Below are 15603 nucleotides of genomic sequence, written 5' to 3'. Positions count from 1 at the left end.
GGCCCGATGAACTTCTCCGCCTGGTCCATCCGAAACCCGATCGCGCCGCTGCTGGGCTTCTTCCTGCTGATGGTGGTGGGCGCGCACGCCTTCTTCAATCTGCCGATCACCCGTTTCCCGAACATCGACGTGCCGGTCGTCAACGTGACCGTGACGCAGAGCGGCGCCTCGCCCGCCGAACTCGAGATGCAGGTGACGAAGGAGATCGAGGACGCGGTCGCCGGCATCAACGGCATCGACGAGATCCAGTCGACCATCACCGACGGCCAGTCGCAGACCGTCGTCGTCTTCCGCCTGGAAGTGCCGACGCAGCAGGCCGTTCAGGACACCAAGGACGCCATCGACCGTATTCGCGGCAACCTGCCGTCGACCATCGACGAGCCGATCGTCTCCAAGGTCGACGTCGAGGGTCAGGCGATCCAGAGCTTCGCGGTCTCCTCGCCGAACATGACGCTGGAGGAGATGTCCTGGTTCGTGGACGACGTCGTCAAGCGCGCGTTGCAGGGCCAGGCCGGCATCGGTCGCGTCGACCGCTACGGCGGTGCCGACCGCGAAGTGCGCATCGAGCTCGATCCCAACAAGCTGAATGCCTATGGCATCACCGCGCTTTCGGTCAGCCAGCAATTGCGCGGCACCAATATCGACCTCGGCTCCGGCCGCGGCCAGGTGGCGGGCAGCGAACAGGCGATCCGCGTCCTCGGTGACGCCCGCGAGGTCGCCCAGCTCGCCGATACCACCATCGCGCTGACCAACGGCCGCTTCGTCAAGCTTTCCGATCTCGGCGTCATCAAGGACACCTATCAGGAGCCGAAATCCTTCTCGCGCTTCAACAGCGCGCCAGTCGTCACCTTCGGTGTCTTCCGCGCCAAGGGCGCCAGCGAGGTGACCGTCGCCAAGACCGTGGGCGATACGCTGGACAAGGTGCGCGCCGAAAATCCGAATGTCTCGATCGAGCTGATCGACGATGCCGTCTACTACACCTACGGCAACTACGAGGCGGCGATGCATACGCTGCTCGAAGGCGCCATCCTGGCGGTCATCGTCGTTTTCCTGTTCCTCAGGAACTGGCGCGCGACGCTGATCTCGGCCGTCGCCCTGCCGCTCTCGGCAATCCCGACCTTCTGGATCATGAACCAGATCGGCTTCTCGTTGAACCTCGTCAGCTTCCTGGCCTTGACGCTGGCGACCGGCATCCTCGTCGACGACGCCATCGTCGAGATCGAGAACATCGCCCGCCATATCAAGATGGGCAAGACGCCCTATCGCGCCGCGATCGATGCCGCCGACGAAATCGGCCTCGCCGTCATCGCCACCACCTTCACCATCATTGCCGTCTTCGTGCCGGTCTCCTTCATGCCGGGCATTCCGGGCCAGTACTTCATCCAGTTCGGCCTGACCGTCGCCTTCTCGGTGTTCTTCTCGCTGCTGGTCGCGCGTCTGATCACGCCGATGATGGCCGCCTATCTGATGCGCACCGAGGACGCCGTTGACGACCATCACGACAATGACGGCCGTTTCATGCGCGGCTATAGCTGGCTGGTTCGGGTCACGACAAAGAGATGGTATACCCGCTATCCGACATTGCTTGCGGCCTTCGCATTCTCCGTCGCCTCCGTCTTCGCGCTGATCATGTTCGTGCCCGGCAGCTTCATTCCGCCGGACGACTCCTCCCGCATCGTGCTGTCGGCCGAATTGCCGCCGAATGCGCAGCTTTCCGATACCGAACAGGCGACCAATGAAATCTACCGGCGCGTGAAGGGCATCGTTGGTGTCGACAGCGTCTTCGTCCTCGGCGGCGCCTCGCCCAAGGGCGATCTGGAGCTGCGTCGCGCCACGGTGACGCTGACGCTCGGCAAGCTCGACCAGTCGCTCGTCAAGAAGCTCGTCAACGATGTGCTCGGCTCTCTGCCCGTGATCGGCCCCCATCTGCCGAAAGTCACCGTCCACGGCCGCGAGCGGCCGCAATGGGAGGTAGAGAAGGAGGTCTTCGCCAAGCTGCGCTCGATCCCCGACGTCCGCATCACCAAGCTCAACGACCGCGGCGACCGCGACCTGACCTACAACTTCCTGTCCCGCAACGAGAAGGATCTGAACGAGGCCGTCGGCATTCTCGAAGCCAAGCTGCGCACCGATCCCGCCCTTGCCAATGTCAGCGCCGACGGCGCCCTGCCCCGGCCGGAGCTGCAGATCTATCCGCGCAAGGACGAGGCCGCCCGCCTCGGCATCACGCCGCAGATGATTTCCGACACCGTGCGCGTGGCGACCATCGGCGACATCGACGCCTCACTGGCCAAGATCTCGCTCGACGACCGCCAGATCCCGATCCGGGTGCAGGCATCGCTCGGCATGCGCCGCGACCTCGCCGCGATCCGGGCGCTGCGCATCAAGACCGCCTCCGGCGCCTCCGTGCCGATGTCGAGCGTGGCCGATATCGATTATTCGGAAGGCCTGTCCTCGATCAAGCGCAACAACCGCTATCGCGTCGTTGCCATCGGCGCCGACCTGCCGCAGGGCGTGGCGCTCGATACCGCGTCCAGCCACTTCCTCAGCATCGTCAACGATGCCAAGATTCCGGCGACCGTTCATCTGGCGGAAAGCGGCGACACCAAGGTCCAGAAGGAAATGATGCAGAGCTTCGGCAATGCCATGCTGCTCGGCCTCCTGCTGGTGCTGACCGTGCTGATCCTGCTGTTCAAGGATGTGATCCAGCCCTTCACCATTCTGCTGTCGCTGCCGCTGGCGATCGGCGGCGTGGCACTGGCGCTGATCGTGACCGGCAATGCGCTGTCCATGCCCGTCATGATCGGCATTCTGATGCTGATGGGCATCGTCACCAAGAACGCCATCCTGCTGGTCGATTTCGCCATCGAAATGATGCATCACGGCATGCCGAGGCTGGAGGCCGTCATCGAAGCCGGCCGCAAGCGCGCGCGGCCGATCATCATGACCTCGATCGCCATGTCCGCCGGCATGCTGCCGTCGGCGCTCGGTGTCGGTGAAGGCGGATCGTTCCGCGCGCCGATGGCGATCGCAGTGATTGGCGGCATCATCGTTTCCACCGTGCTCAGCCTGGTGGTCGTGCCGTCCTTCTTCCTGATCATGGACGACCTGTCACGCCTGCTCGCCTGGCTCTTCGGCCGCCTCGTCGGCAAGAAGGACGCGAATGACGAGGTTCTGACCAAGGAAAGCCTGGCGGCCGCCGTCGACGAGAACCGCAAGTCGCTCACAGCACTTGAGGAACGCCTCGATGCGGTGGAAGGCAAGGACGCGCCGCAGCGTGGCGGCACGCAGGCCAGGACGAATATCCTGAAACTGCCGCCTTTCGCCGCGGAATAACTATCCGCCGCGGAGGCAGTTTCGATGACGGGGCGGCTCAAAGGCCGCCCTGTTCCTTCAGGAAATTGACGATCGTGCCGACACCGTCGCCGCGCTTCATGTCGGAGAAGACGAAGGGACGGGCCTGGCGCATGCGGGTCGCATCGCGGTCCATAACGTCGAGATCGACATCGACAAAGGGTGCGAGATCCTTCTTGTTGATCACGAGAAGGTCGGACTTGGTGATGCCCGGCCCGCCTTTGCGCGGGATTTCCTCGCCCTGGCAGACCGAGATCACATAGATGGTGATATCGGCAAGATCGGGCGAAAACGTCGCCGCCAGATTGTCGCCGCCGGATTCGATGAAGACGACGTCGAGATCGGGAAGCCGCTCGTTGAGACCGGCAATGGCCTGCAGGTTGATCGTCGCGTCCTCGCGGATGGCGGTGTGCGGGCAGCCGCCGGTCTCGACCCCGACGATGCGGTCGGACGGCAGCGCCTGCATGCGCACCAGCGCCTCGGCATCCTCCGTCGTATAGATGTCGTTGGTGACGACGGCGACGGAATAATCGTCGCGCATCGCCTTGCACAGCTTCTCGGTCAGCGCCGTCTTGCCCGAACCCACAGGCCCGCCGATGCCGACGCGCAAAGGTCCATTTCTCGATTTCATGCTCAAAACTCCGATGGAATGACAGGATACCGAAACGTGCCCCTGCCGCACAGCGGCGAATGACGTAGAAACGGCTCCGAATGCGATATTTCCTTGGCTCCTCGCCTCACGAACGAAAGAGGCGAGTGCCCAAGGTTTCATGACGAAGACTGGCAATGTCGGCCTGAACCGTGGCCGAGCCGAGATCGTCGAGGCTCGATTGCGCGGCCCGCTTCGCGGCGTCGGCGATGACATCCTCCAGCGCCGCCAGGATCGCCACGCCATCCTTCTGCCCGCTGACCCCGAGACGGATACCTGCCGATACCATCTGCGATGCCAGCGCATGCAGGAAAGCCGCGAGCGCCTCCTCCAAGGATATGCCATGGGCGCGTGCGACCGCGCCGACCGCGACGGGATAGGCGGTCTTTGCCGCCAGGATCGAAAAGACCGCATGCGACCAGGCGCCGGCCGCAGACAGGAAGGCTTCGCCGAGCAGCATGGTTTCCTGATGCCGCTCCTTCGAGCCCGCCAGCGCCTCGGCAAGCTCGGCCACCTTAGCCAGCCGCGCCGCATCCTCGCCCACACCATGCGCCTCGGCGAGCAGGACGGCATCGTTCCAGGCGGAGCCATGGCGGATAAGCGCGACGATCCAGTCCCCAAGCCCTGTCGCGTCCTTCACCAGGCCGTCGTGCACGGCACGTTCGAGACCGCCGGAATAGGCGAAGGAGCCGACAGGAAAGGCCGGCGACAACCAGGCCATCAGGCGCAGCAGCGCCTGCAGGTCACGATCGCCCGTTGCTGAAACCCCGGTCATCGCCGCTCAATCGTGCGAATGATCATGATGGTCGTGATGGCCATGTCCATGATCATGGCCGTGCGAATGGCCGCCATGGGCATGATAGGCTCCGCGCGCCGGCTGGAAGGGCTCGCTCACCTCCGTCACCGTGGCGCCCAGCCCCTCCAACATCGAGCGGATGACATGATCGCGCAGGATGAGAATACGCTCCTCCTCGATCTGCGCCGAGAGGTGCCGGTTGCCGAGATGCCAGGCAAGCTCGATCAGATGCCGGCGGTCGCGTGGCCTGATCTCGAACAGCTTTTCCGGGGCGGCAACGATCTCGATCAATTCGCCGTCCTCGCGCACCAGCAAATCGCCATTGGCGAACAGAACCGGCTCCTTCAGATCGAGCATGACCATCTCGCCGTTTTCGAGATGCAGCAGCTTGCGGCGCAAATGCCGCAGATCATGCGGCAGCACGACGCGATCGATGGGATTGGAAGACGGAGTGCCGGCCGGCAGGTAGGAAGTGACGCGTTGCATGACATATCCAATTCAAAGCTTTGTCAGACCATGCAAAATAGTCGCCTTCCACGCAAGAACCAATAAGCCCGCACCTTCTATATCCTGTGACCGTATCGATACTGCTCGACATGATCGGCCACCGCCACGCGCTCTTCCTCGCTCGAACAGCGATGCCAGACATTGTTCATCCATTCGCTTTCGTGGACGATGCGGTTGCGGCCGAGCGCCTTGGCGAGATAGAGCGCCTTGTCGGCGGCGGCATAGGCCGCCTCTTTCCTGCGCTCGCTCCAGAGATCGGCGACGCCGGCCGAAAGGGTGATCTTCACCATTCCCCCGTCGACCGCGATGGCCTGCTCGGCGATCAGCGCCTTCACGCTTTCGATGCGCTCGATACGCCCGGCCATATCGCGGCCATGGACAATGGCGCCGAATTCCTCGCCGCCGAGCCGGGCGACCACGTCCCCGCTTCCGAAAACCCGTGAAAGGGTCTGCGACACCGCGACAATCACCGCGTCGCCCGAAGCGTGTCCGTGGCGATCATTGATCGCCTTGAACCGGTCGAGATCGAAGATCACCAGCGAGGCATTGTCGCGGACGTCCTCCAACGCCTCGGTGAAGGCACGTCGGTTCAGCAGGCCGGACAGCATGTCGGTGCGGCTCAGCCGTTCGAATTCGGCATGGGAGACGGCAAGCTTATGAATGGCGCAACCGGCGAGCAGCGCCAAGGCGGCCGAAACGATGCCGCCGATGAACGATGCGAGCAGAATGCAGAGGCGGATCGCGTCCAGCATCGGCATGGGCAGCAGCCCCAGCCATTGCAATATGGGCAGCATCACCAGAAGAATGGCGACGGACAGAACGATCGCGGCGCAGCTCATCTTCAACGTGAAAGTGTATATCGTACGGCGGCGCTGAAAATCACCCAATTCGGCCTGCAGCGAAATCCATTGCTTCATGCGATTCACCTTCCTCAGCCCAGCATTTCCATGAGGTGAGATAGGGGCCAAGGCGCTTCCAGGCCTTTAATGCAATGATTAAAATGCGACGCATTTCCCAACTTGTGAACGACCAGAAATGACCGCGGAAGCCATATTTCGAATCCAGGGAAATGAGAGCGATTTGCCGGTCCCGACAAGTCGCTGATAATGCTGAACTAGTTTGAAGTCATTGTAAAAACCCCTGAAAACTGGGGGATGCGACATTCCGCGCAACGGCAAGGGCATGACAATATCAGCCAATGATAAAAACCCTGTGGACGGTCGGCGGCCTCCCCGAAGCCCATCGTTCGGATCGCCCTAATCGTAAAGAGCGAGCGACAGCTTCAAAGTCCATGGAAGGGGGTTCCACAGTCCGGTTCGGATACCGCCGGTGCGTAGGGCCGAAGCGGTCCAGGTGTTGCAACCGAACAGGGCGTTGAAATAGCCTTTTGCCTCGAAAAAACGGTCCGAGGCGCCGTAACCCGCGTCGGCGATGGATGATATCTCCCCGCCTCGGCGTTCGAAGCTGTTTGCGATGAAGCCCAGCAGTGCGGTGAACTCGCCCGATCCGACATCGAAGCCACGGACATCAGGATGCTGCTCGGAAATATGTGCTGCAAGGTCGACATGGAGCACTGACCTGTCCAGCGTCAACGCCCGCAGCACCGGCATCGGCTTCAGATCGGCCCAGCTCGGCGTTTCCAGATAGAAGGCCCGGCCTCCCCAGCCGAAGATCAGCCATTCGGCATCCGCCGATGCCATGGGAATGCCGGCCTTTCCGAGAAAGGCGAAAGCAGCGCGGGTCTCATCGTTGAGCGGCACCGCGATATCGGTATGGATCGGGTTGGAAAGCACCAGGATGCGCTGCGTGCCCGCCACCTCGAAAGCGGCCTCGGCGGGCGCGAACAGCGGCCTGGGCACCACCGTTCCGCCCGCCACTGCCAATACGGCCAGCAGCATCAGGCGGAACAGCCAGCGAAAGGCGGCCCGCATCGCTCCTCAGAACAGGAAATAGCGCTGCGCCATCGGCAGCACCGTCGCCGGCTCACAGGTCAGAAGCTCTCCATCGGCACGCACCTCGTAGGTTTCCGGATCGACCTCGATATGCGGCGTCAGGCTGTTGTGGATCATCGACGCCTTGGAGATGCCGCCGCGCGTGTTCTTGACCGCAACCAGGCTCTTGGCGACGCCGAGCCTGCCGGCAAGGCCGGCATCGAGCGAGGCTTGCGAGACGAAGGTGACGGAGGAATTCGTGCGCAGCTTGCCGTGTGCGGCAAACATCGGCCGGTAATGCATCGGCTGCGGCGTCGGGATCGAGGCGTTCGGATCGCCCATGGGCGCCGCCGCGATCGAGCCGCCGAGCAGCACCATTTCCGGCTTCACGCCAAAGAAGGCAGGGTTCCAGATCACCAGATCGGCGCGCTTGCCGACCTCGATCGACCCGAGCTCATGGCTGACGCCATGGGCAATCGCTGGGTTGATCGTATATTTGGCGATGTAGCGCTTGACGCGGAAATTGTCATTGTCGCCGACCTCCTGGACGAGCCGGCCGCGCTGGCGCTTCATCTTGTCGGCGGTCTGCCAGGTCCGGATCGCCACTTCGCCGACACGGCCCATGGCCTGGCTGTCGGAGGAGATGATCGAGAAGGCGCCGATATCGTGCAGGATGTCTTCCGCCGCGATCGTCTCCTTGCGGATGCGGCTTTCGGCGAAAGCGATGTCTTCCGGGATCGACGGCGACAGGTGATGGCAGACCATCAGCATGTCGAGATGCTCGGCGATGGTATTGACCGTATAGGGCCGCGTCGGGTTGGTCGAAGATGGGATGACATTCGACTGGCCGCAGATCTTGATGATGTCGGGCGCATGGCCACCGCCCGCGCCTTCGGTATGAAAGGCATGGATCGTGCGGCCCTTGATGGCGCCGATCGTATCCTCGACGAAGCCGCTTTCATTCAGCGTATCCGTGTGGATCATCACCTGCACGTCATAGGCGTCGGCGACGGAGAGGCAGCAGTCGATCGCCGCCGGCGTCGTGCCCCAATCCTCATGCAGCTTCAAGGAAGAAGCGCCGGCCAGCACCATTTCCTCGATGGCGGCCGGCAGCGACGCATTCCCCTTGCCGGCAAGCGCGAGGTTCATGGGAAAGGCATCGAAGCTTTCGATCATCCGCTCGATATGCCAGGCACCGGTGCAGGTGGTGGCGAGCGTGCCATGCGCCGGGCCGGAGCCGCCGCCGAGCATGGTGGTCACGCCGCTCATCAGTGCCTCTTCGATCTGCTGCGGGCAGATGAAGTGGATATGAGCGTCCATGCCCCCCGCGGTCACGATCTTGCCTTCACCGGCGATGATTTCCGTCGAGGGCCCGATGATGATGGTGATCCCCGGCTGCGTATCCGGATTGCCGGCCTTGCCGATCGCGGCGATGCGGCCATCCTTCAGGCCGATATCCGCCTTGACGATACCCCAGTGATCGACGATCAGCGCGTTGGTGATGACGGTATCGACGGCGCCGTTCGCCCGCGTCACCTGGCTCTGCCCCATGCCGTCGCGAATGACCTTGCCGCCGCCGAACTTCACCTCCTCGCCATAGGTGGTGAAATCCTTCTCCACCTCGATGAAGAGCTCGGTATCGGCAAGCCGCACCCTGTCGCCGGTGGTCGGCCCGAACATGTTGGCATAGGCGGCGCGGGAGATTTTGTAGGGCATGAATCAGGCTCCTAGGGAGGAAAGAATGGGGGGCTCGCCGGCAATGCGCCTGAGGCGGCCAAGAGAAACATAAAAATCGACCAGCCGCTTCTCCGCGGCGAAGGGATGACCGTCCCAACCGGTATGGCTGAAGCCGGTGACGGCGATGTCGTCGTCGGGATAGAGCAGCATCAGCGCGCCGATCGCGACCAGCCCGCTGCTCGGCACGACATAAGACCCCGGTTCATGCGCTGAAAGCGCCTCATCGACGCGCTCATGAACGGATTGGTCGATTACGACATGACGCTTGCCGGTCGCGCGGCAGAAGGCGGTGAACTGGTCGGTGTAATCGTCGCAGAAATCGTCGAGCTCCGGATGCGACAGGGCAAGCGAGGTACGCAAGGCCGCGAACTTGACAGGATCGCGCACGCTCCAGATCTCCGAAGCGGCCGCAACCGGCGGGCTCTTGCGCCATTCGGCGGAACCGAGCATGGCGCGGGCGGGCCTGCCCGTATTGCAGACCGCAACGATATCGGTGCGGCTGCCGCCGGCGCCGAAGGAACGGCAATCGTTGAAACGCACGACGGTATCGGCGGCGTCGATCTCGCTCGCCACCCCTTCCGCGATCTCGCCGTTGCCGACGATCATGATCCTGCGTTTCCCGCTCACGGTGCGATCTCCCGGCAAACCTTAGAGCTTGCCCATGACCTGCTGGCGGAAGCCGTAGACCTCACGCTTGCCGGAAAGCGGGATCAGCGTCACCGAACGCGTCTGGCCCGGCTCGAAGCGCACGGCGGTTCCCGCGGGAATGTCGAGCCGCATGCCCCGTGCCTTGTCGCGGTCGAAGGACAGCCCCCCGTTCGTTTCGGCGAAATGATAATGGCTGCCCACCTGCACCGGCCGGTCGCCGGTATTGGAGACATCCAGCGTCACGGTAGAGGCGCCGACGTTGAGTTCGATATCGCCGCTTGCGGCAATGATTTCGCCTGGGATCATGATCTTTCTCCTCTGCCCGTCGTTCAGCGGATCGGCTCGTGCACGGTTACCAGCTTCGTTCCGTCCGGGAACGTCGCCTCGACCTGCACGTCGTGGATCATCTCGGCAATACCCTCCATCACCTGATCGCGGGTGATGACATGGGCGCCGGCCTCCATGAGCTCGGCCACCGGGCGGCCGTCGCGCGCGCCTTCGACGACGAAATCGGTGATCAGCGCGATGGCTTCGGGATGATTGAGCTTGACGCCGCGCTCCAGCCGCCGCCGCGCCACCATCGCCGCCATGGAAATCAGCAGCTTGTCTTTTTCTCTCGGAGTGAGGTTCATCGCCTACCTATATGATTGTTTGGTTTTGCATGATCTTGTCCAAAAATCGCTTCACACTTTTCGGGATCATGCCGGAACTACAGATTCCAGACTTTCGGCACAGGCGCTCCATTGCGCAAGGCGGAAATGACCGGGATCAGGATTTTTCTAAGGGCGAAGCCATCGGCGGCCGCAAGCCGGACCACCAGCTTGTCGCGCCATTGGCTGACGCCGCCCATATGCCCTTCAACGCGCGGCCGCACCTGGGCAAGATAGGTTTCCGCCAACGGCCCGGCATAAAACAGCGTCGCAAAAGCAACCTGGCCGCCGAGCACGGCGTGTTCCATGGTCAAAGCCGCGACATCGCCGTCGAGCCTCAATTCTTCGGCATGGATGAGCCGTCCGGCCCGACGGATGCGCCAGCGGTCGCGGAACAGCCCCTGCGCCATCGCCTCGCCCATGGCCTTGCGTCCGAGCAGGATCGCTTCAACAGCGAGGAATTCGGCCGTGTCGTCAAGCTCGACATCGAGCCTGCGCGACAGCGAGGCACGATCGAACAGGATCGTCTCCTGCGGCAGCCAATCCACCCGCGCCCCGGCGCCGACCTTGATGACGGTCTCCACTTCCGCGGTGCCGGCCGCAGCCTTGTAGATCTTCTCGCAGGCCTGGGTGGTCACGTCGATGCGTGTACCCGGCCCTGCGACGACGCTCCAATCCATCCGGTCTCCGCCGGTCAGGCCGCCGGCGGTGTTGATGATGACCGCTTCCATGGAATTGTCGAAGGTTTCCGGCAGCCTGATTTTCGCCGATCCCTCCTGGAAAAGCTCGGCAAGGCGTGTGCGGCCGCCAAGCGCCTTGGCCGCCAGATGGCCGCGCCCGCGCGCCCTCTGCGGTCTCGTGCTCGCCGCTGCCATCGTCATTGCGTTTCTCCACACATTGCATCCTGCCGATGCCGGATCATTGAAACCCGACAGGCAATAAAGGCAAGCAATTTCTATGCCTTATGCCCCGCCCCCGGAATGCCGACGCCGATCAGCGCGCTTTCGCCGCTATTTTCGCCAGACGATGAAAAGAAAGGCATCCGCCCTCAAACGGTGAGGTGCCGGCGGGCCTCCGGCGTGTCCAGCGTCTCGGCCAGCCCCTCATGCACGATCTCGCCGCGATCCATGATATAGACGTAATCGGCAAGTTCGCGGCAGAAATCGAGATATTGCTCGACCAGCAGGATCGCCATGCCGGTGGAATCCCTAAGATAACGGATCGCCCGGCCGATATCCTTGATGATCGACGGCTGGATGCCCTCGGTCGGCTCGTCCAGCACCAGTATCTTCGGCCGCGTCACCATCGCCCGCCCAATCGCCAATTGCTGCTGCTGGCCGCCGGAGAGATCGCCGCCGCGCCGCGACAGCATGGATTTCAGCACCGGAAACAGGCTGTAGATATCGTCGGGAATGTTGCGGTCGCGGCGGGACACGGGCGCAAAGCCGGTCTCCAGGTTTTCCTTGACCGTCAGCAGCGGAAAGATCTCGCGCCCCTGCGGCACATAGCCGATGCCTTGCTTGGCCCGCGCGAAGGGCGCCATGCCGTTCAGCGTGACCCCATTGAAGGCAACCGTGCCTGCCGACAGCGCATGCTGGCCGGTGACGGCGCGCAGCAGCGAGCTCTTGCCGACGCCATTGCGTCCGAGCACGCAGGTGATCTTGCCCATCTCCGCCTTGATGGAGATGCCGCGCAGCGCCTGGGCGGCGCCATAATGCAGATTTGCGTTTTCGACTGTCAGCATCTCAATTCTCTTCCTTTTCCCTCAAGCCCCCTCACCCTAACCCTCTCCCCGAGGGGAGAGGGGCTCTCCTCACCCACAAATATCACCTACCGCCCCAGATAATTCTCGATCACCTTCGGATCGCTGCTGACGAAATCGATAGAGCCCTCGGCCAGCACCGAGCCTTCCGCCAGACACGTCACCTTGACGCCGAGATCGCGGATGAAGCCCATGTCGTGCTCCACCACCACTACGGAACGCGTCTTGGCGATCTCCTTCAGCAGTACCGCGGTCTCCGCCGTCTCGGCATCGGTCATGCCGGCAACGGGCTCGTCGACCAAAAGCAGCTTCGGCTCCTGCGCCAGCAGCATGCCGATCTCCAGCCATTGCTTCTGCCCATGCGAGAGATTGGCCGCCAGCTCGTCGCGGCGATGCGACAGACGCACCGTTTCCAATATCTCCTCGATGCGATCGCGATCTTCCGGCGTCAGCCGGTAGAACAGCGTCGCGAAGACGCCGCGCTTGCGGTTGAGCGCCAGTTCGAGATTGTCCCAGACCGTATGGCTTTCGAAGACGGTCGGCTTCTGAAATTTGCGGCCGATGCCGAGCTGGGCGATATCGGCCTCGTCCTTCTTCGTCAGATCGACCTGGCCGTTGAAGAACACCTCGCCCTCGTCGGGCCGTGTCTTGCCGGTGATGATGTCCATCATCGTCGTCTTGCCGGCGCCGTTCGGGCCGATGATGGCGCGAAGCTCACCCGGTTCGATGACGATCGACAGCGAATTCAGCGCCTTGAAGCCGTCGAAGGAGACGGAGACGTTGTTGAGATAGAGCATGCTGTTGGGCTTGATGTCGGGGATCATGGCCTCACTCCGCCGCCTGTATGGTCTTGCTGGCCTCGGTTTCCTCGGCGCTAGGCTTCACCGGAGTCGGCTTGCGCCTGCCGCCGATATATTGCGCGATCGTGCCGACGATGCCCTTGGGCAGGAACAGCGTCACCGCGACGAACAACCCACCGAGCGCGAAGAGCCAGAATTCCGGGAACAGGCCGGTGAAGATCGTCTTGCCGCCATTGACGAGAATGGCGCCGATGATCGGGCCGATCAGCGTCGCCCGGCCGCCGACCGCCGTCCAGATGACCACTTCGATGGAATTGGCGGGCGCGAATTCACCGGGATTGATGATGCCGATCTGCGGCACGTAGAGGGCGCCCGCAATCCCCGCCATCATTGCCGAGACGACGAAGACGAAGAGCTTCATGTGCTCGACCCGGTAGCCCAGGAAGCGCGTGCGGCTTTCGGCATCGCGCACGCCGACAAGCACCTTGCCGAACTTCGAACGCACGATGGCCGAAGACAGCATCAGCGCCAGCGCCAGGAACAGCGCCGTCAGGGCGAACAGCGCGGCGCGCGTGCCGTCGGCCTGGATGTTGAAGCCGAGGATGTCCTTGAAATCGGTCAGGCCATTATTGCCGCCGAAACCCATGTCGTTGCGGAAGAAGGCGAGCAGCAGCGCATAGGTCATCGCCTGCGTGATGATCGACAGATAGACGCCGTTGACGCGAGAGCGGAAGGCGAACCAGCCGAAGATGAAGGCGAGCAGGCCAGGGGCCGCCAGCACCATGATCATCGCGAACCAGAAATGATCGAAGCCGTACCAGAACCAGGGCAGCTCCTTCCAGTTCAGGAAGACCATGAAATCCGGCAGAAGGGGATTGCCATAGGTGCCGCGCGAGCCGATCTGCCGCATCAGATACATGCCCATCGCATAGCCGCCAAGTGCGAAGAAGGCGCCGTGGCCGAGCGAGAGGATACCGCAATAGCCCCAGACGAGATCGAGCGCCAGGGCGAGCAGCGCATAGGTCAGATACTTGCCGAACAGCGACATCAGATAGGTCGGCACATGCAGCGCGCTGGTTTCCGGCAACAACAGGTTCGACAGCGGCACGAGGAAAGCGATCGCAATCAATATCGCGATGGCGATGCTGATGCGGCGGTCGAGCGAGCGGAGGAGAAAGGCCGTGATCATGCTTCCACCGCCCTTCCCTTGAGGGCGAAGAGCCCACGCGGACGTTTCTGGATGAAGAGGATAATGAGGACGAGAACCAGGATCTTGCCGAGCACAGCGCCCGCATAGGGTTCGAGGAACTTGTTGAGAATGCCGAGCGAGAAGGCGCCGACCAGCGTGCCCCAGAGATTGCCGACGCCACCGAACACCACGACCATGAAACTGTCGATGATGTAGCTCTGGCCGAGGTTCGGCGAGACGTTATCGATCTGCGAGAGCGCAACGCCTGCCATGCCGGCGATGCCGGAGCCGAGCGCAAAGGTGAAGGCATCGACCCAGGGCGTGCGAATGCCCATCGAGGAGGCCATACGCCGGTTCTGCGTCACCGCCCGCATCTGCAGGCCGAAGGCCGAGCGCTTGAGCAGCAGCAGCAAGGCAACGAAGACGCCGAGTGCAAAAACGATGATCCAGAGACGGTTCCAGGTGATCGAGAGATAGCCGATATCGAAGGAGCCGGACATCCAGGAGGGATTGCCCACCTCCTGATTGGTCGGTCCGAAGATCGAGCGCACCGCCTGCTGCAGGATCAGCGAAATGCCCCAGGTGGCGAGCAGCGTTTCCAGCGGCCGGCCATAGAGAAAGCGGATGACGCCACGCTCAATGACCAGGCCGACAGCACCGGTCACCAGAAACGCCACCGGCAGGGCGATCGCCAGCGACCAGTCGAACAGCTCGGGATAACGGGAACGGATGACGCTCTGCACCATGAAGGTGGAATAGGCGCCGAGCATCACCATCTCGCCATGCGCCATGTTGATGATGCCCATGACACCGAAGGTAATCGCAAGGCCGATGGCGGCCAGCAGCAGCACCGAGCCGAGCGACAGACCGTACCAGACGTTCTGCGCCGCATCCCAGATCGCCAATTGATCCTGAATGCCGGCAATGGCGGCGGCGATATCGGGCTTGAGGCTGTCATCGACGGAAACCGAGGAGAGGATGCCGATGGCGTCGCGCCCGCCTTCGTTTTTGATCGTCTCGATCGCCGCCTTCTTTTGCTCCAGAGGGCGATCGGAACCGAGCACGGCAACGGCGCGGGCTCTTTCGAGAACACCGCGGATTTCACTATCCTTTTCGCCCTGGAGCGCCGCTTCGAGCGCCTCCAGCGAATCCGCGCTCGGCGCCTTCAGCACCGATTGCGCGGCCTCGAGCCGGACGCCTCGATCCGGGCTCATCAGCGTCAGCCCGCCGAGTGCCGCACGAACCGAGCGGCGCAGATTGTTGTTGATCTTGATCTTGCCGAGATTGGCCTTGGCTTCCTGACCGACCGTCTGCCCCGTGAGCGGATCGGTCAGGGCCATCCCGTCGCCGGAGGATTTCGCGATGAAGACCTGATTATCGGATTTGCGGACATAGAGATCCCCATCCGAAAATGCCTGCAGGGCCGGCACCACTTTGGGATCGCCGGTCTTTGCCAGGTTTTTGACGATCTCGTCGGCCTGCTGGAAATTCGCCGGGCCGAGCGCATTGATGAGACCATGCGCATCCTCCTGGGCGTGCAGCGCCGTGGCGGTCACCACCAGCATCAGGCAAAAGCCGGC

Annotated in this window: 14 protein-coding genes and 1 pseudogene; 1 reads left to right on the top strand and 14 read right to left on the bottom strand. The window is 62.7% G+C overall.

All coding sequences use genetic code 11. The features are described from left to right. Positions 1-6 precede the first annotated feature (6 nt). Positions 7-3336 carry an efflux RND transporter permease subunit gene (locus FHX11_RS21470; RefSeq protein ID WP_184360408.1) on the top strand — a complete coding sequence of 1110 codons (3330 nt, stop codon included), beginning with the start codon at positions 7-9 and terminating at the stop codon, positions 3334-3336. 37 nt (positions 3337-3373) lie between these two features. On the opposite strand, the gene ureG is transcribed toward FHX11_RS21470, so the two are convergent. The 14 genes and pseudogenes from ureG to urtB form a co-directional block, all read right to left on the bottom strand. After that, positions 3374-3985, bottom strand: a complete 612-nt coding sequence (gene ureG, locus FHX11_RS21465) for an urease accessory protein UreG (RefSeq protein WP_184360405.1) — start codon at positions 3983-3985, stop codon at positions 3374-3376. Between the two features lie 106 nt (positions 3986-4091). Then, entirely contained in the window at positions 4092-4778 is a 687-nt protein-coding gene (locus FHX11_RS21460) for an urease accessory protein UreF (RefSeq protein WP_184360402.1), read from the bottom strand. Between the two features lie 6 nt (positions 4779-4784). Next, on the bottom strand, positions 4785-5285 hold the full coding sequence (gene ureE / locus FHX11_RS21455) for an urease accessory protein UreE (RefSeq protein ID WP_184360399.1): 501 nt from the start codon (positions 5283-5285) through the stop codon (positions 4785-4787). Between the two features lie 77 nt (positions 5286-5362). Next, a complete protein-coding gene (locus tag FHX11_RS21450; RefSeq protein ID WP_184360396.1) occupies positions 5363-6223 on the bottom strand; it encodes a GGDEF domain-containing protein in 861 nt (286 codons plus the stop codon). 339 nt (positions 6224-6562) lie between these two features. Continuing rightward, the gene (locus FHX11_RS21445) at positions 6563-7237 is read right to left on the bottom strand and encodes a TIGR02117 family protein (RefSeq protein ID WP_184360393.1); all 675 of its coding nucleotides are present in this window, start codon (positions 7235-7237) and stop codon (positions 6563-6565) included. 6 nt (positions 7238-7243) lie between these two features. Continuing rightward, positions 7244-8953, bottom strand: a complete 1710-nt coding sequence (gene ureC, locus FHX11_RS21440; protein WP_184360390.1) for an urease subunit alpha — start codon at positions 8951-8953, stop codon at positions 7244-7246. A 3-nt stretch (positions 8954-8956) separates the two neighbouring features. Further along, complete coding sequence (locus tag FHX11_RS21435) at positions 8957-9580, bottom strand: Urease operon accessory protein (protein ID WP_184360701.1); 624 nt, start codon at positions 9578-9580, stop codon at positions 8957-8959. Between the two features lie 42 nt (positions 9581-9622). Continuing rightward, the gene (locus FHX11_RS21430) at positions 9623-9928 is read right to left on the bottom strand and encodes an urease subunit beta (RefSeq protein ID WP_184360387.1); all 306 of its coding nucleotides are present in this window, start codon (positions 9926-9928) and stop codon (positions 9623-9625) included. A 23-nt stretch (positions 9929-9951) separates the two neighbouring features. Next, on the bottom strand, positions 9952-10254 hold the full coding sequence (locus FHX11_RS21425; RefSeq protein WP_034503828.1) for an urease subunit gamma: 303 nt from the start codon (positions 10252-10254) through the stop codon (positions 9952-9954). A 77-nt stretch (positions 10255-10331) separates the two neighbouring features. After that, positions 10332-11153, bottom strand: coding sequence for an urease accessory protein UreD (locus FHX11_RS21420; protein ID WP_184360384.1), 822 nt, complete (start codon positions 11151-11153; stop codon positions 10332-10334). Between the two features lie 167 nt (positions 11154-11320). Continuing rightward, the gene (urtE, locus tag FHX11_RS21415; protein ID WP_184360383.1) at positions 11321-12016 is read right to left on the bottom strand and encodes an urea ABC transporter ATP-binding subunit UrtE; all 696 of its coding nucleotides are present in this window, start codon (positions 12014-12016) and stop codon (positions 11321-11323) included. 86 nt (positions 12017-12102) lie between these two features. Further along, positions 12103-12858 (bottom strand): urea ABC transporter ATP-binding protein UrtD, encoded by a 756-nt coding sequence (urtD, locus tag FHX11_RS21410; protein ID WP_184360380.1) that lies wholly within the window; start codon positions 12856-12858, stop codon positions 12103-12105. A 73-nt stretch (positions 12859-12931) separates the two neighbouring features. After that, positions 12932-14023, bottom strand: a pseudogene (gene urtC / locus FHX11_RS21405) (urea ABC transporter permease subunit UrtC); the annotation flags it as partial. Next, positions 14020-15588, bottom strand: coding sequence for an urea ABC transporter permease subunit UrtB (urtB, locus tag FHX11_RS21400; RefSeq protein WP_246781110.1), 1569 nt, complete (start codon positions 15586-15588; stop codon positions 14020-14022). The pseudogene urtC and the gene urtB, both read right to left, overlap by 4 nt. Between the last annotated feature and the right edge of the window lie 15 nt (positions 15589-15603).

The organism is Rhizobium sp. BK602, from assembly GCF_014195095.1.
Lineage (GTDB): Bacteria > Pseudomonadota > Alphaproteobacteria > Rhizobiales > Rhizobiaceae > Rhizobium.
Note: the sequence above shows the minus strand (reverse complement) of the source record. Positions and strands in the feature narration are given on the sequence as shown.